This is a genomic window from Burkholderia pulmonis (assembly GCF_984667975.1).
This window is the reverse complement of the sequence record NZ_OZ480187.1, coordinates 1,283,975-1,302,640: the sequence shown is the minus strand read 5'-3', so window position 1 is coordinate 1,302,640 and position 18,666 is coordinate 1,283,975. Positions and strand designations below refer to the sequence as shown.

The following is an 18,666-nucleotide window of genomic DNA, read 5'->3' as shown; positions in this document are numbered from 1 at the left end:
AAATATTCATTTTACTGATCGAATGCAATACCGTTCAATACGGACATGCCCTTCCCGGAATTCACCGTCATGTCTCTCGATCAAGCGGCCGATTGTGTGGCCGAGCCATCATGCGATGGCGCGAATACCGACGCGCGCGCCGCCACGGCCGATACGCGCGCACCGAAACGCCGTGCCGAACGCGCGGACGGACGCAGCCGCCGCTTTCGCTTCGGCGATGCGCTGGAAGACGCGCCGCCACGCGTGGTGACGGGTTCGATCGCGATCAGCTTTGCGGTCGTGTCGCGGCGGAACTGGCCGCGCTGAACGGCATGCCTGCCCGGCTGTCACCTCACGCATATCGCTGACGACGGCGACCAAAACGACCGAAATCCACCCGAATCACGCGTCATTGCGCGTCATCCCATCGTCATCGCCACGCGATCGACCGTATAATTTCCCGCACCCGCTGACCGCCCATGCATTCCGCGCAGCCACATCGCGCGTGAAAAGGAGACTTTCGCTTGACCGGCCTCATCGCGCGCGTGCCTCGCGCCCGGACCACCCTGATCCTCGCCCTCTCGTTCCTGCTGTTCGCGTTCGCCGCGAACGCGTCCGCGCAACGCGTGCAGCCGCATCGCACCGCCCATGCGCAAGCGCATGCGCACACGAAGGCCGTCAAGAAGAAACCCCACCGCAAGAAAAAAGCCGTCAAGCATCGCCGCCCGCGCGTGACGCATCAGGCCGCCAAGCGTCACGCGGCGCCCGCGCCGCAGCAGCGGCGCGCGAAGCGCACGACCGCCGTGCGGCCGCGCCCGCCCGCGAAACCGAAGCTGCTCGCCAGTTGCGGCTACACGCCGCGCGCGGTCGGTTCGCTGCACTCGCGCGCGGCCTACGTGCTCGACGTCGATTCCGGCACACCGCTGCTGGCCCGCAATGCGCGCACCGTGCGGCCGATCGCATCGATCTCGAAACTGATGACGGCCGTCGTCGCACGCGACGCCGATCGCCCGCTGAACGGCGTGCTGCGCGTCACCGCGCACGATCGCGACACGATCAAGTTCACCGGGTCGCGCTTGCAGGTCGGCTCGGAGCTGTCGCGCCGCGACATGTTCCATATCGCGCTGATGTCGTCCGAGAACCGCGCGGCGGCTGCACTGAGCCGCGACTATCCGGGCGGACGCGCCGCGTTCGTCAACGCGATGAACCGCGAAGCGCGCCGGCTCGGCATGCGCCATACGCACTTCCGCGAACCGACCGGCCTGTCGCCGCACAACGTGTCGACGGCGGAAGATCTCGCGCGGCTCGTCGGCGCGGCCGCGCAGGATCCGCTGATCCGTTATTTCTCCACTGACACGTCGACCACCGTGCGCCCCGGCGACGGCGAGCTCGTCTATGTGAATTCCGACCCGCTCGTCCGCTATCGCCGCCTGCCAATCCGGCTGCAGAAAACCGGCTTCATCAACGAATCCGGGCACGGTGTCGTGATGCGGATGCGCGTGAAGGGCCGCCGCGAAACGGTCGTGCTGCTCGGCGCGCCGACGCGGGCGGGCGTGTCGAGCGACGCACTCAAGATTCATCGCTGGCTGTCCTGCTCGATCCAGTAGGCGCACACGGGCGGCCGGCGCGTTCACCCGACGGGAGCGATGCCATGCAGGACGAATACCGGTTCAACGCATTCGGACGGCTGCTCGCCGTCGTGCGCACGAACAACCGCTGGGCCGTGTTCGATCTCGGCGTCGAAGGCAAGCGGCGCCCGGCCAACCTGCAGATCCCGTCCACGCTCGACGCGGCCGAACTCGCGCAATACCTCGGCGACCTGCTGCACGAGAGCGCGACGCCGAGATACAGCGAAGTCGTCCCGGTCGCGCCTCCGCCCCGCTCCACGTAATCGCGCACCGGGCCGCCCTGCCAACCGGCGAACATTAGACAGTCAAACTTGCAAGTTTGACTGTCGTGTTCTAAGATTCGCCGCATGAACCCGCCACGCAAACCCGGTGTCTCCACCGACATCATCGCCGCCGACCTGACCCTCGCCGTCGGCCAGCTCATCCGGCGGCTGCGCTCCGAGATCGAAACCGAGGGGCTCGGCATGTCCCAGACCAGCGCGCTCGCGCGGCTCGAACGGCACGGGCCGATGACGACCGCCGATCTCGCGCGCGCCGAAGCCATGAAACCGCAGTCGATGAAGACGATTCTCGCGAGCCTCGAGGAAGACGCGCTCGTCGAGCGCGAGCCGCATCCGACCGACGGCCGCCAGATCCTGTTCAAGCTGACCGCGGCCGGCCTCGACGCACGCCGCAAGCGCAATGCCGCGAAACACAAGTGGCTCGGCGCGGCGATCGAGAAGCTCGATCCGGAAGACATCGACACGCTTGCCGCCGCGATCCCGCTGATCCGCCGCATCGGCGACCAATGAATCCCGCCGGCGCGCCACGCGGCATCCGCGCGCCCGGCTTTCCCCGCCCTTTTCCACGGAGTCCCATCATGAGCGCAACCCGTCTCGACACGAACACGGCACTCGTCGTCATCGACCTGCAGAAAGGCATCGTCGCCCTGCCCACCTCCCACCCGGTCGCACCGGTGATCGCACACACCCGCACGCTGCTCGACGCATTCCGCAGCCGCGGGCTGCCGGTCGTGCTGGTCAACGTCGCTGGCGGGGCACCGGGCCGCACCGAACAACCGCCGCGCACGGCGCAACTCCCGGCCGACTGGGCCGAACTCGTGTCCGAACTGGGCCGCCAGCCGAGCGACCACGTCGTGACGAAGAAGACCTGGGGCGCGTTCACCGGCACCGACCTCGACGCGCACCTGAAGGCGGCCGGCGTCACGCAGATCGTGCTGACCGGCATCGCGACGAGCATCGGCGTCGAATCGACCGCGCGGCAGGCGCACGAACTCGGCTACAACGTGACGCTCGCCGTCGACGCGATGACCGATCTCAACGCCGACGCACACGTGAACAGCATCGAGCGCCTGTTCCCGCGCCTCGGCGAGACGGGCACGACGCAGGACATCGTCGCGTTGCTCGACCAGCGCGGCGCGTGAGCGACAAGCGTCCGCAGTCGGTGCCGGGCCTGACGGCCGGCAGGCTCGATCCGTCGATCTGGAAGGTCAGCACGGTCGCGACACTCGGCTCGCTGCTATCGCAGCTCGACGCGACGATCGTCAACGTGTCGCTGTCGAGCCTCGCAACCGACCTGCATGCCGGCCTGTCGACGATCCAGTGGGTGACGAGCGGCTACCTGCTCGCGCTGACACTGGTGCTGCCGCTGAGCGGCTGGCTCGTCGACCGCATCGGCGCGAAGGCGCTGTACCTGTGGTGTTTCTCGGCGTTCACGCTCACGTCGGCGCTGTGCGGGCTCGCGTGGTCCGCGCCGTCGCTGATCGCGTTCCGCGTGCTGCAAGGCGTCAGCGGCGGGCTCCTCGCACCGATGGCGCAGATGATGATCGCGCGCGTCGCCGGCCAGCAGATGGCGCGCGTGATCGGCTACGCGGCGGTGCCCGTGCTGCTCGCGCCGATCCTCGGCCCGGTCGTGGCCGGCGCGATCCTGCAGCACGCGTCGTGGCGCTGGTTGTTTCTCGTGAACCTGCCCGTCGGCGTGCTCGCGCTCGCGCTGGCCGCGCGCTTCCTGCCCGGCGACCGCGACGACGCGCAGCGGCGCGAACTCGACTGGATCGGCCTCGCGTTGCTGTCGCCCGGCCTCGTGCTGTTCCTGTCCGGCGCCGAGCGGATCGGCTCGGCGTTCGGCATCGCCGCGGTCGCCTGTTCGGCGCTGCTGTTCGTCGCATTCCTGCGCTTCGAGCGGCGCCGTGGCGAGCATGCGTTGATCGATCTCGCGCTGTTCCGCTCGCGCGTGTTCGGTGCGGCGGCCGGCACGCAGTTTCTGTCGAACGGCGCGATGTACGCGGGCCAGATGCTGATCCCCGTGTTCCTGATCCAGGCCTGCGGGCGTTCGCCCGGCGAGATGGGCTGGCTGCTCGCGCCGCTCGGGCTCGGCATGCTCGTCACCTATCCGTCGATGGGCGCGCTGACGAGCCGCTTCGGCGTGCGCCGGCTGGCCGCTGCCGGCGCGTTGCTCGCGCTGTTCGCGACGCTGCCGTTCGTGTTCCTCGCGCTAACCGGCTACGACCCGGTTGTGCTCGTGCCGGCATTGTTTTTGCGCGGCATGGGCCAGAGCGCGATCGGCGCCCCGTCGATCGCCGCCGCGTATGCGTCGGTCGAGCGGCGCAACCTGCCGATGGCGACCACGTCGCTCAATATCGTGCAGCGCCTCGGCGGCCCCACGTTCACGACGATGTGCACGCTGTTCCTCGCGTGGCGGCTGCAGGCCGAATCGGTCGCGCCCGGCGGCACGCAGGCCGCCGCGTATGCGTGGGCGTTCGGCCTGCTGTGCGCACTGCATGCGGCGAGCTTCGTGACGACGCTGCGGCTGCCGTTGTGGTCGACCGGCGCCGGCGGACGTCCGGCCGGCGTTGCGCGCACGGGATCGCACTGACGCAGAGGCCGTTGCCGGCACTCGCCCGCTACACCGTGCCCGGCTCCTGCGGCGCAGGCGTGGTGCCTGCCGCTTCCAGCGCCTGATGCAGCGTCGCGAAGATGCATGACGCGCCGACCACCTCGGTGATCCCGTGGCGATCCATGTCCGCGCGCAGGTAGCGGTTCACGCGCCCGAACAGCACGCCGATCCCGCGCGCGTGCAGCGTCCTGACGAGATCGGTCAGCGTCCGTGCGGCCGAATAATCGACATCGGTGATCGCCCCCGCGTCGACGACGAACCAGCGCGGCGGCACGGGCGCCGCCTCGACCAGCTCGGTCACTTCCGCCGCAAACAGGTGATCGTTCGCGAAGAACAGGTCGGAGCCGAACCGGTAGACGATCAGCCCCGGCGCCGTCATCGCGCCGCGTCGCGCGGGCACCGGCTGCCAGCGCCCGTTGCCGGCGACGGGCTCGAGCACCATCGTATGCGGCTGGTAGCTGTGGCGCACGTGCCGCATCAGCGACAGCGCGACGGCCAGCAGGATGCCCTGCTCGACACCGACCGTCACGACGGCCGCGGCCGTGATCAACGCCAGCGTGAATTCGCCCGGGCTTTCCTTGCGGATCGCCGCAAGGCTGCGCACGTTGATCAGCCCGAGCGCGATCGTGAACACGATGCCGGCCAGCACCGCGTGCGGCAGATACTGCAGGTACGTGCTGAAGAACAGCAGCACGACGGCCACGACGGCGGCAAACGCGAGATGCCCGATCTGGCTGCGCACGCCCGCGCCGTCGGCCATCGCCGTCTGCGTCGGGCTGCCGTTCACGACGAACGCGCCGCCGACCGCTGCCGCGGCGTTTGCGGCCGCGAGACCGAGAATGTCGGCATTGGTGTCGACATCCTCGTCGTACTGCTGCGCGAACACGCGCGCGGCGGCCGCGCTCTGCGCGATGATCATCACGAAGCACGATGCGGCGACCGGCACGAGATCGAGGAACTGCTGCCACGTGACGGACGGCCAGCGCAGCGGCGGCAGCCCGCCCGCGACCGGCCCGAGCACCGCGATGCCGTGCGCGGCAAAACCCCACGCATAGCTTGCGGCGATGCTGCCCGCGACCGCGATCATCGGCATCGGCACGCGCGGCGCGAACCGCTTGCACGCGAGGATCGCGACGACGACGAGCGCCGCGAGCGCGAGCGTCGGCCGGTTCATGTGGACGAGATGCGTGACGACGTAGTCGAGTTGCGCGAGGCTGCGCGACGCCGGGTACGGCACCGACAGGCCGAGCATGTCGCCGAGCATCGCGATCGACACCTGCACGCCGACGCCGGCGAGGAAACCGACCAGCACCGTGCGCGACAGGAAATCGGCGAGAAAGCCGAGCTTGAAGATGCGCGCGAGCAGCAGCATCGCGGCGGTCAGCAGCGCGACCATGCCGGCCAGCGCCGCATACTCCGCGCTGCCGGCCGGCGCCATCGACGACAGCCGGCTCGCGAAGATCGTCGCGGTCGCGGAATCGGCGGCCACGACGAGATGGCGCGACGCGCCGAAGCACGCGAACGCAATGAGCGGCAGGAACACCGTGTACAGGCCCGTGACGGCCGGCATCCCGGCGATGCGCGCGTAGCCGAGCACCTGCGGGATGTCCATCGATGCGAGCGAAATGCCCGCGAAGACATCGCGGATGGCGCCCGCGCGGCGGATCGGGAGGATGCCTTTCAGCAGCCGCACGCCTGACGAGCGGCTTTCGTTGGAATCTTGCATGCGTGAAATGCGTGAGGTCGAAGTGACGAGGATCGCGAAGCCGTTCGCGCATCGTGCCCCGGGCGGGCCTCGCATGGCAAGTGCGCGAATGCGTCGCGTGTCGCTCACCGTTGCCGGACAGGCCGCGCGCCAGCGCGAGCGACGTACCGGCAATGCATGCGACGCCCGCATGATTGCACGGATCGCCGATCGGGCGCATCGAAGCGCGAAGGCCCGCCGCAACGGCTTCGGGCGAATCGCAGGCGCGCGTGCGAAGCCTCCGGAAACGGCCTTGCACACCGGCCTGCGGTGAGGCGAATTCACCGCCCGGCTTCACTTCAATGCAGAGGACACCTGCGCAATGGTGAGCTTGTTCGGGAGCCGATCGATGCCGGATTCTCGGCATGCCCCAGGAACCCGATGGCACAATCACGGTCCCTTTCATGTGCCCTTCACCGGGCGCGCGCCGCGTCGCGGCGCCGATTCAACGCACAAGAAGGCCCCTGTCTGCCCCTATGACCCTGAACGAATCCTGGTTGACGCCGCTCGTCGGCATCCTCGTCCTGCTCGCCGCCGCCGGCGCGATCACCGCCGTCGTCCATTTCCTGCTGTTCCGCGTGGTCGCGCGGCTCGCGCGGCTGTCCGCCACGCGCGTCGACGACGCGCTGTTCGAATTCGGCGCATTCAAATGGCTGAACCGCATCGTCCCGTTCGTCGTGATCAAGCTCGGGCTCGGCGCGGTGCCCGGCATCCCCGATACGGCCGCGCAGGCGGCCGACAAGGTGCTGTTCGCGCTGATCGTGTTCCTCGTCACGATGACCATCAGCGCGACGCTGTCCGCCCTCGAACACGCGCACCGCACCCATCAGAGCGACCAGCCGCGCCTGTCGCTGAAAGGCGCGATGCAGCTCGTCAAGCTCGTGATGTTCATCACGGCCGCGCTGGTCGTGATCGGCGATGCGACCGGCAAGCAGATCGGCCTGCTGCTGTCCGGCATCGGCGCGATGTCCGCGGTGCTGATGCTGATCTTCAAGGACACGCTGCTCGGCCTCGTCGCTGGCGTGCAGCTGTCGTCGAACGACATGCTGCGGATCGGCGACTGGATCACGATGCCGTCGGCCGGTGCGGACGGCACCGTCATCGACATCACGCTGAACACCGTCAAGGTCGCGAACTTCGATCACACGATCATCACGGTGCCCACGTGGAAACTGATCACCGAGAGCTACCAGAACTGGCGCGGGATGACCGAAGCCGGCGGCCGCCGCATCAAGCGCGCGCTGTTCGTCGACGCGACGAGCGTGCGCTTTCTGTCGAATGACGAGATCGAACGGCTCGAGCGCCTGACGCTGCTGAAGGACTATCTCGAGGACAAGGTCGACGCGATCGAGCAATGGAACGGCACGCTCGGCGCGGCCGGCGACTGCCCGGCGAACCGCCGCCAGCTGACCAACCTCGGCACGTTCCGCGCGTATGTCGCGAACTACCTGAAGGGCCATCCGCGCATCCGCCGCGACATGACCTGCATGGCGCGGCAGCTGCCGCTCACCGCCGAGGGCATTCCGCTCGAACTGTACTGCTTCACCGACACGACGACGTGGGTCGACTACGAGACCATCCAGGCCGACCTGTTCGACCACCTGATCGCGGTGCTGCCTGAATTCGGGCTGCGCGTGTACCAGCACCCGTCGGGCTTCGACATGCGGCAGATGGCCGTCGCCGCGCAGGCCGGGCGGCAGGCGCCGCACGCGGGCTGACGCACGTCACGGCGGCCGGTTACCGGCCGCCGCCCCTTTCCTGCGCGGCAACGCTCACCGCGCCGCGCACTCCGACGCGAGCCGCCCGAGCACCTTCAATGCTTCCTCGATCTGCCGCGACCACGGATAGCTGTAGTTGAGCCGGATGAAATGCCGGTAATCGGTGCCGGCGGAGAACATGTGGCCCGGCCCGACCGTGATCCGCTGCGCGAGCGCGAGCGTGTACAGCTTCATCGCATCGACCTGCGGCGGCAGCTCGACCCACAGCACGTACCCGCCCTGCGGCTGCGACAGCCGCGTGCCTTCCGGGAAGAAACGCCGCACCATCGCGCTCATCAGGCTCGCCTGCTGCGCGTACTGCTTGCGCATGCGCCTCAGGTGGAAATCGTAGCCGTCGTATTTCAGGTACTCGGCGATCGCGAGCTGCTCGATCGCGGGCGTCGCGAGCGTGTTCAGGAATTTCAGTTTCTCGACCTGGTCGCGGTAGCGGCCGGGCATCGCCCAGCCGATCCGGTAGCGCGGCGACAGGCTCTTCGTGAACGACGCGCAATGCAGCACGAGCCCGTCGCGGTCGTACGATTTCAGCGCGCTCGGTGTCGTGTCGCCGAAGTGCAGCTCGTGGTAGACGTCGCTCTCGATCGCCGGCACGCCGTGCTTCGCGAGCAGCTCGACGAGCGCGCGCTTGCGCGCATCGGGCATCTGGAAGCCGAGCGGATTCTGGAAATTCGGCATCACCATGCACGCGGCGATGCGCTCGCGCGCAAGGACGCGTTCGAGCGCATCGAGGTCGATGCCGTCGCCCGGGTGCGTCGCGACTTCCAGCGCGCGCATGCCCATCCGTTCGATCGCGTGCAGCATTGCGTAGAACGTCGGCGACTCGACCGCGATCGTGTCGCCCGGCTTCGCGACGGCCTGCAGGCACAGGTTGATCGCCTCGGTCGCGCCGATCGTCATCACGATCTCGCCCGGCTCGACCGCGATCCCGCGCTCGGCGTAGCGCCGCGCGATCTGACGGATCAGTTCCTGGTTGCCGGGCGGCAGGTCGTCGATCACGCCCCAGCGCGTGCGGCGGCGGCCGATCGCCTGCGCATAGCGCGCGAGGCGCTGCACCGGGAACTGCGATGCATCCGGATACGGCGAGCCGAGCGGCACCGCGTCGTCGCGCGCGATCGAGCGCAGCGTCGACAGCACCAGCCGGCTCACGTCCACCGCCGACGGCTCGGCCGCCGGCGCCGACATGTGCAGCTCGGCCTCGGCCGGCGCCGATGCGCGCGCCCGCACGAAATAGCCCGACTGCGGCCGGCTCTCGATCAGCCCGCGGCTTTCCAGCACGAGATATGCGCGCAGCACGGTCGTCACGCTGAGCTGTTGCTGCCGGCTCGCCTGCCGCACCGACGGAATCCGCTCGCCGGGCCGGTACACGCCGCGCTCGATCTGCGCCTGGAGATCGTCCGCCAGTTGTTCGTAACGCTTCACGCGCCTCCCTTTCAACTTCCCTTCAACAACACAGTTGCGATCCACACTGCATGAATCGCCGCAACTGTACTCTTTTTTGAAGTGAACAGGTGTACACACAGCCGGACGGGAGCCACGCGTACTCTGCAGCCATCGACCCCGACACCCGCTGCATCATGAAAAAGAAATCCGCCACCGCGCGCATCGAACCGTACACCCACCCGGCCGCCGGCTGGGGCGCGCTGAAAGCCGTCACGATCAACCTGATCAAGGAAAAGGTCGCCGGCGGCAACTACCGCACGCTGCTGCGCCAGAACCAGCCGGACGGCTTCGACTGCCCGGGCTGCGCGTGGCCCGACCGCCAGCACGCGTCGACGTTCGAATTCTGCGAGAACGGCGTGAAGGCCGTGGCCGCCGAAGCGACGAGCAAGCGCGTGACACCCGACTTCTTCGCCGCGCACACCGTCACCGAGCTGCTCGAACAGACCGACTTCGAACTCGAACAGCACGGCCGGCTCACCGACCCGATGGTGTACGACGCGCAGACCGACCGCTACGTGCCGATCGCATGGGACGACGCGTTCGAGCTGATCGCGCGCCACCTGCGCGCCCTGCCCGACCCGAACCAGGCCGCGTTCTACACGTCCGGCCGCGCGAGCAACGAAGCGGCGTTCCTGTACCAGCTGCTCGTGCGGCTGTACGGCACGAACAACTTCCCCGACTGCTCGAACATGTGCCACGAGGCGACGAGCCGCGGGCTGCCGGCGTCGGTCGGCGTCGGCAAGGGCACCGTCACGCTCGACGATTTCGAGCATGCGGACACGCTGCTGATCTTCGGCCAGAACCCCGCGACCAACCACCCGCGGATGATGGGCGAGCTGCGCGAATGCGCGAAGCGCGGCGCGACGATCGTGTCGATCAACCCGCTGAAGGAACGCGGCCTCGAACGCTTCGCCGATCCGCAAAGCCCGATCGAGATGCTGACGATGTCGGGCACGAAGATCGCATCGACGTTCATCCAGCCGACGATCGGCGGCGATTTCGCGCTGATCAAGGGAATGGCGAAGCGCGTGCTCGAACTCGACGACGCCGCGCGCGCCGCCGGTGCGCCGCGCGTGCTCGACACCGCGTTCATCAGCGAGCACACGGCCGGTTTCGACGCCTTTGCCGACGACCTGCGCGCCGAAAGCTGGTCCGCGCTGACGGCCGAAAGCGGCGTGCCATACGAGCAGATCGACAGCCTCGCGCAGCTCTATGCGCGCAGCGAGCGCGTGATCGCGACGTGGGGCATGGGCATCACGCAGCACAAGCATTCGGTCGCGACCGTGCAGATGCTGACCAACCTGATGCTGATGCGCGGCAATATCGGCCGCCCCGGCGCCGGCCTGTGCCCGGTGCGCGGTCACTCGAACGTGCAGGGCAACCGCACGGTCGGCATCGAGGAAAAGCCGTCGCAGGCGTTCCTCGACCGGCTCGGCCACGTGTTCGATTTCGAACCGCCGCGCCATCACGGCTACGACGTCGTCGAGACGATCGAAGGGATGCTCGAAGGCCACGTGAAGGTGCTGATCGGCCTCGGCGGCAACTTCGCGATGGCCACGCCCGACACGCCGCGCACGTGGGAAGGCATGCGCCGCTGCGACCTTTCCGTGCACATCACGACGAAGCTGAACCGCAGCCACCTGATCCACGGCCACGACGCGCTGATCCTGCCGACGCTCGGCCGTACCGAGATCGACCTGCAGGACAACGTCGCGCAAGGCGTGACGGTCGAGGATTCGATGAGCATGGTCCACGTGTCGTACGGGATGAACAAGCCGGCGTCGCCGAACCTGATGTCGGAGCCCGCGATCGTCGCGCACATGGCCCATGCGCTGTTCGGCAGCGGCAAGATCGACTGGCTCGCGTACAAGGACGATTACGCGAAGATCCGCGACGCGATCGAGGCGACCCTCGACGGCTTCTACGACTACAACACGCGCATCGCACGGCCGGGTGGCTTCCACCTGCGCGTCGCGTCGCGCGACCGCGAATGGCTCACGCCGACGGGCAAGGCGAACTTCATCGCGCATGCGCTGCCGACCGACACGCCGATCCAGCGCGCCCGCGCGCTGCACCGCGAGCGGCTGATGACGCTGATGACGACGCGCTCGCACGACCAGTACAACACGACCGTGTACGGCCTCGACGACCGCTATCGCGGCGTGTTCGGCCAGCGCCGCGTGGTGTTCGCCAACCGCGACGATCTCGCGATGCTCGGCCTGAAGGCCGGCGAATGGGTCGACATGGAAACCGTGTGGCACGACGGCATCGAGCGGCGCGCGGACGGCTTCCTGCTCGTCGAGTACGACATCCCGCGCGGCTGCATCGGCGCGTACTACCCGGAAACCAACCCGCTCGTGCCGCTCGACAGCGTCGGCGACGTGTGCAACACGCCGACGTCGAAGTCGGTGCCGGTGCTGCTGCATCGCGCGGCCGCGCCGGCCTCGATCGCCGCCTGACGGAGCACGACGATGATCGTTCGGCCGCGCGAGCACTGGCTGCGGATGCTGCTCGTCTGGAACGGCTCGGTGCTGCCGACCATCCTGCCGCAGCTCGTGCTGACGCTCGCGATCAGCCTCGTCGCCGTGTGGGGTGGCGGCCGCGTGCTCGGCGAGAAGGTGCCGCTGAACCCGACGCCGTTCACGCTGATCGGGCTCACGCTCGCGATCTTCGCGGGGTTCCGCAACAACGCGAGCTACGAACGCTACCGCGAGGGCCGGCAGCTGTGGGGCGGCGTACTGACCGCCACGCGCACGCTGGTGTCGCAGGCGCTCTGCTACGGCGCGATCGACCGCGACGACGCATCGCGGCGTGCGTTCGTGCGGAAGGTCGTCGCGTTCGTCTATGCGCTCAAGCATCAACTGCGCGGCACCGATCCGGCCGCCGACCTGCGCGGGCTGCTCGACGGCGACGCCTACGCGCGCGTCGCCGCGTCGCAGTTCCGCCCGGTCGTCATCGTGCACGAACTGCGCGAAGCGTTCGCCGCACGCGCCGACGCCGGCCGCCTCGCCGATACGCGCCTGTGGATGCTCGACGCGCGCCTCGAGGATCTCGTCTCGATGGTGAGCGGCTGCGAACGGATCGCGTCCACGCCGATCCCGTTTTCATACGACGTGCTGCTGCACCGGACCATCTATGCGTACTGCGTGCTGCTGCCGTTCGGCCTCGTCGACTCGATCGGTGCGGCGACGCCGTTCGTCACCGTGTTCGTCGCCTATACGCTGATCGCGCTCGATGCGATCGCGCATGCAATCGCCGAGCCGTTCGGCGACGGGCCGAACCATCTCGCACTCGATGCGATGACCCGCCAGATCGAGCGCACGCTGCTCGAACTGAACCGCGAGCCGCTGCCCGCCGAAGTAACGCCCGGCCGCGCGTACCGCCTCACCTGAGCGGCCGCTCCGCTCAATCGCGGCGATCGCGCAGGAAGTCGCCGTGCGCGGCGGCGGCGTCCGCGATCCGTCGCAGCAGCACGACGCCGCTCAGCAACGCGTGCGCCCCCTCGCCGTCGCGCCCGGCCGCGCGACGCCGCAACAGGCGGGCCGCTGCGTCGCAGGTCTGTTCAAGCCGTACGAAATCCGCCAGCGCCACACGCCGGCGCACCACCGTCACCGCGCGCCGCGCGGCCGGTTCGCGCGTGGCCAGTTCGGCGAGCGACAGCAGGCTGTCGCCGATTCCCCAGATCGCGAGCAGGCCGCGCATGTCGCGTTCGATCTCGGCCTGCGGCAGGCTGCCCGCGAAGCCGAGCTCGCGCGCGAGACGGTCGGCCGTGCGGCTCAGCCACGCGCTCGCGGGCCACGCCCGCGGGTCGCGCGCGATGCCGGCCAGATCGCGGCGCACCGCGCGATGCAGGCGCTGCCGGCTGGTGGCGGGATCGCCGGGAAACACCAGCGCGAAGATCAGCGCCCCGAACGCAATACCAAGCAGCGTCGCGAGCGCGCTGTTCAGGAACGCGGCATCGCCGATGCGCGCCGTATTGTCCGGCGACGTGAAATTCCAGAAGAAGATCGCGAATGCGCTGCCCATCGCGGCCGTGCGCGGATGGCGCATCGCGATGCCGGTGCCGATCAGGAACACGCCGAGGATGTAGGCCAGCATCTCGAAGCCCGACACCGCGGGCAGCAGGATGAAGTTGCAGACGACGCCTGCGACCGCCGCGCATGCCGTGCCTTTCAGGAAGCCGACGGCCGCGCGCACCGAATTCGGCCGCGTCGAGAACAGCGCGCCGACCACGGCCGTGATCGCGACGAAGCCGGCGCCGGACGGCCACGCGGTGACGATCCAGATCGCCGACGCGGCCAGCACCGCGATGAACGCGCGGATGCCGTTGTGCCACGCGAGCACCGGATCGCGGTGGAACGCGTAGCGCACACGCGAAGGCGGCGGCTCGGGACGGTCGAGCAGCGCCTGGCTCGCGAACGCGCGGTCGAACCCGGCGAGCAGCGCCGCCAGCCGGTCGAGCGTCAGCAGGCGCGACGTATCCGGGCCGGTCGGCGCGGCAGCCTCGGTGCGCAGTGCGTCGTCCACTCGCGCACGCAGTGCCGTCATCTCGTGCCCCGCGTCGCCCGACGCGGCAACGCCGTCGAGCACGCGCGCCACCTCGTCGACCAGCGGATCCGGCGCATCGCCGGCGCGCGCCGCGTGTTCGCGGATCGCCTGCCCGGCGGCCTGCGCGGTGAGCACACCCAGCGCCGCCGCGCGCAGATGGCCGATCGCGTTGCGCACCGGCGGGGCGCCGGCGGCCGCATATTCGGCCGCCGTATCGAGTTCGAGCGCGTCCGCGAACAGCCGGTGCACGGCCGCCCCGTTCGGCTCGCGGCGCAGCGCCCCCGCGCCGACCGCCACCGCGCGGTCGAGATAGCGCGCGAGCCGCGTGCGGACGTCGTTCAGCGGCGCGCCCGGCGCAAACACCGTTTCGAACAGCGCGCCGCACAGGATGCCGACCACCACGTACAGGAACCGCGCAACCGCGATGTCGAACGCGTGCAGCGGCGCGGACACCGCATCCATCGCGATGATCGCGGCCGTATACCCGGCCAGCACCGCCGCATACGCGCGGAAATTCCGCTGGAACGTCGCGACGCCCGCACAGAGGCCGATCCACGCGGCGAGCGCCGGCAGGAACAGCTCGGGCGTCTGCGCGAACGCGCCGGTCAGCACGAGCGCGACGGCCGCGCCGATCGCGGTGCCGAGAATCCGGTACTGGCTCTTCGACAGCCCCATCCCGCGGCTGCCCTGCGCGACGATCCACACGGTCGACGCGGCCCATTTCGGATCGTCGAGATTCATCCGGAACGCGATATAGAGCGCGAGCAGCGACGCGGCCGTATTGCGCAAGGCAAATGCAAGCGCACCGGGCGGCAACGCCGGCCGCGCGTCGCGCAGCGCGGCCCGGACGGCCGCGAGCGGCGGCATGCTGGGGAAAGCGAATTTCATCCGGCGAGCATACGGTCGCGCGCCGTCCGCCACTACGGGGCGGCGGCAGGATGCGTTATTGCACCGCGCAGGATAATCGGCGCGACCCGCGGCCATTCGGCGCGCGACGGTAAGATGCGCGGAAGCCGAACCCTGAAACGCCCCGTATGGACCTCGAAAGCATCCGGATATTCTTGCGCGTGGTGGAACGCGGCAGCTTCACCGCCGCCGCCACGCAACTCGACATGCCGCTCAGCCGCGTGAGCCGCAAGGTCAGGCAGCTCGAGGACGACCTCGGCGTGCAACTGCTCTACCGCACGACGCGCCGCGTGTCCGTCACCGAAGCCGGGCGCGACTATTACGAACGCTGCCTGCGCGCCGAGGAGATCCTGCTCGACGCGGACCGCCAGGCGCGCGCACTGCGCACCGAGCCCGAAGGCATGCTGCGCGTGCTGGTGCCCTACGCGATCGGCCTGCTCGAACTGGAGCCGGCACTCGCCGAGTTCCGCCGGCGCTACCCGCTGGTCCAGCTCGTGCTGATCTACGACAACAGCGCGCTCGACCTCGTCGAACACGGCTTCGACGTCGCGCTGCGCACGGGCGTGCTGACCGATTCCGGCTATGTCGCGCGCTCGCTCGGCTGGTCGCACGCGAAGCTGGCGGCCAGCCCGCGCTATCTCGACCGCGCCGGCCGGCCGCACACGCCGCAGGATCTCGCCGATCACGACATCCTGTTCGTCGGCCGCGACGCACCCGGCCTGACGCTGCGGCTCACCAACGCGGCCGGCGACGTGGCCGAAGTCCCGGTGCGGCCCGTGCTGATCTCGAACGAATCGGTCACGGTGCTGCGCCAGGCCGCGAGCGGCGGCGGCATCGCGCTGATCTCCACGCACTTCACCACGCGGCGGCTCGAGAACAACGAACTCGAAATCGTGCTGCCCGACTGGCATCGCAGCGACGACGTCGAGCTGCACGCGCTCTACCCGAAGCGCGCGACGCTCGACAGCAAGGTGCGCGCATTCGTCGAATTCCTGACGGAAGTCTTCACTGCGTGGCGGACTGCGCCTTAGCCGTCACCACCGTCGCACGACCGGCAATCGATGCCCATCGGCCGCATTATTGCGGCGCACGAAAGGAATTAATGACCGCGCGAGCGTTGATCGCCGTTCGCCGCATCGTTAGCCTGTGCCCATGAAAAACCACCACACACGCTACGGCAGCCACGTGCCCGCTGCCCGCCGACGCGTCACGCGCGTCGCGCCTTCTTGACCGGCCTGCCCACGCCACGAAGCCCGTCACGGCTTCGCCGATCCGATTGAACGATTGAACCGCACCTCGCGCGCGGACGGCCCCCGTTTGCCGGGCCGCCCGCGCGCGGTGCGTGTCCGTCCGCTTCGCGGCCCGCCCGCGCAGGCGTCGCACGCGCGTGCGCGGCTGCCGGCGCGCAGCCGGCCACCTTTCATCACGCAGGAACACCATGCCATCTCCATCACCCCAGGCCCCGCTGTCGGGCGGCAAGCTCGCGATCGGCACGATCGCGGTATCGCTCGCCATGTTCATGAACGTGCTCGACTCGTCGATCGCGAACGTCGCCATCCCGACGATCTCGGGCGACCTCGGCGTATCGGTCGACGAGGGCACGTGGGTGATCACGATCTTCGCGGCCGCGAACGCGGTGTCGATTCCGCTGACGGGCTGGCTCACGCAGCGCTTCGGCCAGGTCCGCCTGTTCGTCACGTCGATCCTGCTGTTCGTGTTCGCGTCGTGGCTGTGCGGGATCGCGCCGAACCTGCCGACGCTGCTCGCCGCGCGGATCCTGCAGGGCGCGGTCGCGGGGCCGCTGGCGCCGCTGTCGCAGGCGCTGCTGCTCGGCGCGTGGCCGCGGCAGAAATCGGCGAGTGCGCTCGCGCTGTGGTCGATGACGGCGCTCGTCGGCCCGATCGCGGGGCCGTCGCTCGGCGGCTGGATCACCTACGACTACAACTGGTCGTGGATCTTCTACATCAACATCCCGGTCGGCTTCTTCGCGGCGGCCGTCACGTGGATCGTGTTCCGCGACCGCGAATCGGCCACGCGCCGCCTGCCGATCGACACCGTCGGCCTGCTGCTGCTCGTCCTGTGGGTCGCGTCGCTGCAGATCATGCTCGACAAGGGCAAGGATCTCGACTGGTTCAACTCGCCCGTCGTCGTCGCGCTCGGCATCGTCGCGCTGATCGGTTTCGCGTTCTTCCTCGTGTGGGAGCTGCACGAAGCCAACCCGATCGTCGACCTGCGGCTCTTCACGCAGCGCAATTTCGCGGGCGGCACGATCGCGATCTCGGTCGCGTACGGGATGTTCTTCGGCACGCTCGTGCTCCTGCCGCAATGGATGCAGGGCTACCTCGGCTACCGCGCGGTCGATTCGGGGCTCGCGACCGCGCCGCTCGGGCTGTTCGCGGTCCTGCTCACGCCGGTCATGGGCCGCCTGCTGTCGCGTACCGATCCGCGCTACATCGCGACGCTCGCGTTCGTCGGCTTCGCGGTCGTGTTCATGATGCGCACGACGTTCTACACCGACGTGTCGCGCTGGGATCTCGTGCTGCCGACGCTGCTGCAGGGCATTCCGATGGCGATGTTCTTCGTGCCGCTGACGTCGATCATCCTGTCCGGGCTGCCGCCGGACAAGATCCCGGCCGCGGCCGGCCTGTCGAATTTCGGCCGCACGTTCTGCGGCGCGGTGGGCACGTCGCTGATCAGCAACGCGTGGAACGACCGCACGATCCTGCATCACGTGCGGCTCACCGAACAGGCGAGCGTCACCAATCCGGTCTTCGCGCAGCAGGTCGACACGACGCGTTCGCTGCTGCACCTGAGCCCCGATTCCGCACTCGCGTTCTTCAACGCCTCGGTCGATTCGCAGGCGGCCGTGATGGGGCTGAACGACATCTTCTACGTGTCGGCGATCATCTTCATCGCGATCATCCCGCTCATCTGGATCACGAAACCGTCGCGCTCGGGCGGCGGCGATGCCGATGCGGCGGCGGCCGGCGCGCACTGATCCCCACCTGTTTCGACCGGCCCCGCGCCACGCGTGGCGGGGCCCGCGCCGCAACCTGCAGACGTAATAAAGACTTGCAATCGATACAGGCCGAAACGTCAACAGACGGTGTCCTCGCCGCGTTTTTTGGTCAAGCGCCCACGATCCGGACGCGCAACGACAGGAGAAAACACCATGCGAGCCCTTACCCGCCAAATCGCGATTGCCGCCACCCTGATGTCGGTGCTGACCGGCACCGCGTTCGCCGACACGCCGTGGCAGCAGGCGCATCCGCGCCGCGAAGAGGTCAACCAGCGCCTCGCGAACCAGAATCGCCGCATCCATCACGACGTGGCGGACGGCCAGATGTCGCACGCGCAGGCCGCGCGCCTGCACCGTGACGACCACAAGATCCGCCAGGAAGAGCGGGACATGGCCGGGCAGGATCGCAGCCACATCACGAAGAGCGAACAGCACGTGCTGAACCAGCAGGAAAATGCGGTCAGCAACAAGATCGGCCAATAACACCGACAACACCGGCAAGCGCCCAATCGCCATCACCTGAAACGCCCGCTGCCGCGACGCGGCAGCGGGTGCTTGTTGTATCGAATCGTTTCAACGCGCCAACGGCTTCAAATGCTGCGGGTATACTCCGTCGTCAGCCGCCTGTCGCATCGTCGTCCGTCAAAAAACGGCCCGATTCCGGGCGGTTTCGTCGCGAAGCTTCGCGTTTCGCCTACCCCGCGCCCCAGCCTCGATACGAGACACCCGACG

Annotated in this window: 15 protein-coding genes; 12 read left to right on the top strand and 3 right to left on the bottom strand. The window is 68.8% G+C overall.

Going from position 1 to position 18,666, the window contains the following annotated elements:
* The first annotated feature begins 27 nt into the window (after positions 1 to 27).
* The 6 genes from AC5LXK_RS22595 (at position 28) to AC5LXK_RS22570 (ending at position 4,481) form a co-directional block, all read left to right on the top strand.
* Positions 28 to 306 (top strand): hypothetical protein, encoded by a 279-nt coding sequence (locus AC5LXK_RS22595; protein WP_493394034.1) that lies wholly within the window; start codon positions 28 to 30, stop codon positions 304 to 306.
* Between the two features lie 197 nt (positions 307 to 503).
* Positions 504 to 1,586, top strand: coding sequence for a serine hydrolase family protein (locus tag AC5LXK_RS22590; RefSeq protein WP_493393704.1), 1,083 nt, complete (start codon positions 504 to 506; stop codon positions 1,584 to 1,586).
* A gap of 44 nt (positions 1,587 to 1,630) precedes the next feature.
* Positions 1,631 to 1,870 (top strand): DUF7661 family protein, encoded by a 240-nt coding sequence (locus AC5LXK_RS22585; RefSeq protein ID WP_493393703.1) that lies wholly within the window; start codon positions 1,631 to 1,633, stop codon positions 1,868 to 1,870.
* Positions 1,871 to 1,954: 84 nt separating this feature from the next.
* On the top strand, positions 1,955 to 2,398 hold the full coding sequence (locus AC5LXK_RS22580) for a MarR family winged helix-turn-helix transcriptional regulator (RefSeq protein ID WP_493393702.1): 444 nt from the start codon (positions 1,955 to 1,957) through the stop codon (positions 2,396 to 2,398).
* Between the two features lie 68 nt (positions 2,399 to 2,466).
* Positions 2,467 to 3,030, top strand: coding sequence for an isochorismatase family protein (locus AC5LXK_RS22575; RefSeq protein ID WP_493393701.1), 564 nt, complete (start codon positions 2,467 to 2,469; stop codon positions 3,028 to 3,030).
* Entirely contained in the window at positions 3,027 to 4,481 is a 1,455-nt protein-coding gene (locus AC5LXK_RS22570; RefSeq protein ID WP_493393700.1) for a DHA2 family efflux MFS transporter permease subunit, read from the top strand. Before AC5LXK_RS22575 ends, AC5LXK_RS22570 begins: the two co-directional genes overlap by 4 nt.
* Positions 4,482 to 4,509: 28 nt before the next feature.
* Here the strand turns inward: AC5LXK_RS22570 and AC5LXK_RS22565 are convergent, their stop codons facing one another.
* Positions 4,510 to 6,228: a SulP family inorganic anion transporter gene (locus tag AC5LXK_RS22565; protein WP_493393699.1), complete on the bottom strand. Its 1,719-nt coding sequence runs from the start codon at positions 6,226 to 6,228 to the stop codon at positions 4,510 to 4,512.
* Positions 6,229 to 6,722: 494 nt separating this feature from the next.
* Here AC5LXK_RS22565 and AC5LXK_RS22560 point away from each other — a divergent pair, with 494 nt between their 5' ends.
* The gene (locus AC5LXK_RS22560; protein WP_493393698.1) at positions 6,723 to 7,964 is read left to right on the top strand and encodes a mechanosensitive ion channel family protein; all 1,242 of its coding nucleotides are present in this window, start codon (positions 6,723 to 6,725) and stop codon (positions 7,962 to 7,964) included.
* A 54-nt stretch (positions 7,965 to 8,018) separates the two neighbouring features.
* On the opposite strand, the gene AC5LXK_RS22555 is transcribed toward AC5LXK_RS22560, so the two are convergent.
* Positions 8,019 to 9,440 (bottom strand): aminotransferase-like domain-containing protein, encoded by a 1,422-nt coding sequence (locus AC5LXK_RS22555; protein WP_493393697.1) that lies wholly within the window; start codon positions 9,438 to 9,440, stop codon positions 8,019 to 8,021.
* A gap of 155 nt (positions 9,441 to 9,595) precedes the next feature.
* On the opposite strand from AC5LXK_RS22555, the gene AC5LXK_RS22550 reads away from it, so the two are divergent.
* Together AC5LXK_RS22550 and AC5LXK_RS22545 are read left to right on the top strand one after the other, a co-directional pair.
* Positions 9,596 to 11,920 carry an FdhF/YdeP family oxidoreductase gene (locus AC5LXK_RS22550; RefSeq protein ID WP_493393696.1) on the top strand — a complete coding sequence of 775 codons (2,325 nt, stop codon included), beginning with the start codon at positions 9,596 to 9,598 and terminating at the stop codon, positions 11,918 to 11,920.
* 12 nt (positions 11,921 to 11,932) lie between these two features.
* On the top strand, positions 11,933 to 12,853 hold the full coding sequence (locus AC5LXK_RS22545) for a bestrophin family protein (RefSeq protein WP_493393695.1): 921 nt from the start codon (positions 11,933 to 11,935) through the stop codon (positions 12,851 to 12,853).
* Between the two features lie 13 nt (positions 12,854 to 12,866).
* Here AC5LXK_RS22545 and AC5LXK_RS22540 read toward each other — a convergent pair whose 3' ends face one another.
* Positions 12,867 to 14,897, bottom strand: coding sequence for an FUSC family protein (locus tag AC5LXK_RS22540; protein ID WP_493393694.1), 2,031 nt, complete (start codon positions 14,895 to 14,897; stop codon positions 12,867 to 12,869).
* A 146-nt stretch (positions 14,898 to 15,043) separates the two neighbouring features.
* Here AC5LXK_RS22540 and AC5LXK_RS22535 point away from each other — a divergent pair, with 146 nt between their 5' ends.
* The 3 genes from AC5LXK_RS22535 to AC5LXK_RS22525 all read left to right on the top strand — a co-directional run bounded on the left by AC5LXK_RS22535 (position 15,044) and on the right by AC5LXK_RS22525 (position 18,417).
* On the top strand, positions 15,044 to 15,946 hold the full coding sequence (locus tag AC5LXK_RS22535; protein WP_493393693.1) for a LysR family transcriptional regulator: 903 nt from the start codon (positions 15,044 to 15,046) through the stop codon (positions 15,944 to 15,946).
* A 407-nt stretch (positions 15,947 to 16,353) separates the two neighbouring features.
* Entirely contained in the window at positions 16,354 to 17,913 is a 1,560-nt protein-coding gene (locus tag AC5LXK_RS22530) for a DHA2 family efflux MFS transporter permease subunit (RefSeq protein ID WP_493393692.1), read from the top strand.
* A 174-nt stretch (positions 17,914 to 18,087) separates the two neighbouring features.
* Positions 18,088 to 18,417, top strand: a complete 330-nt coding sequence (locus tag AC5LXK_RS22525) for a hypothetical protein (protein ID WP_493393691.1) — start codon at positions 18,088 to 18,090, stop codon at positions 18,415 to 18,417.
* Positions 18,418 to 18,666 lie beyond the last annotated feature (249 nt).

Excerpts from the sequence above, each read along its gene's own strand:
- AC5LXK_RS22585 (WP_493393703.1), top strand. The coding sequence starts at position 1,631 with ATGCAGGACGAATACCGGTTCAACGCATTCGGACGGCTGCTCGCCGTC.
- AC5LXK_RS22580 (WP_493393702.1), top strand. The coding sequence starts at position 1,955 with ATGAACCCGCCACGCAAACCCGGTGTCTCCACCGACATCATCGCCGCC.
- AC5LXK_RS22560 (WP_493393698.1), top strand. The coding sequence starts at position 6,723 with ATGACCCTGAACGAATCCTGGTTGACGCCGCTCGTCGGCATCCTCGTC.
- AC5LXK_RS22535 (WP_493393693.1), top strand. The coding sequence starts at position 15,044 with ATGGACCTCGAAAGCATCCGGATATTCTTGCGCGTGGTGGAACGCGGC.
- AC5LXK_RS22550 (WP_493393696.1), top strand. The coding sequence starts at position 9,596 with ATGAAAAAGAAATCCGCCACCGCGCGCATCGAACCGTACACCCACCCG.
- AC5LXK_RS22530 (WP_493393692.1), top strand. The coding sequence starts at position 16,354 with ATGCCATCTCCATCACCCCAGGCCCCGCTGTCGGGCGGCAAGCTCGCG.
- AC5LXK_RS22540 (WP_493393694.1), bottom strand. The coding sequence starts at position 14,897 with ATGAAATTCGCTTTCCCCAGCATGCCGCCGCTCGCGGCCGTCCGGGCC.
- AC5LXK_RS22545 (WP_493393695.1), top strand. The coding sequence starts at position 11,933 with ATGATCGTTCGGCCGCGCGAGCACTGGCTGCGGATGCTGCTCGTCTGG.
- AC5LXK_RS22575 (WP_493393701.1), top strand. The coding sequence starts at position 2,467 with ATGAGCGCAACCCGTCTCGACACGAACACGGCACTCGTCGTCATCGAC.
- AC5LXK_RS22565 (WP_493393699.1), bottom strand. The coding sequence starts at position 6,228 with ATGCAAGATTCCAACGAAAGCCGCTCGTCAGGCGTGCGGCTGCTGAAA.
- AC5LXK_RS22525 (WP_493393691.1), top strand. The coding sequence starts at position 18,088 with ATGCGAGCCCTTACCCGCCAAATCGCGATTGCCGCCACCCTGATGTCG.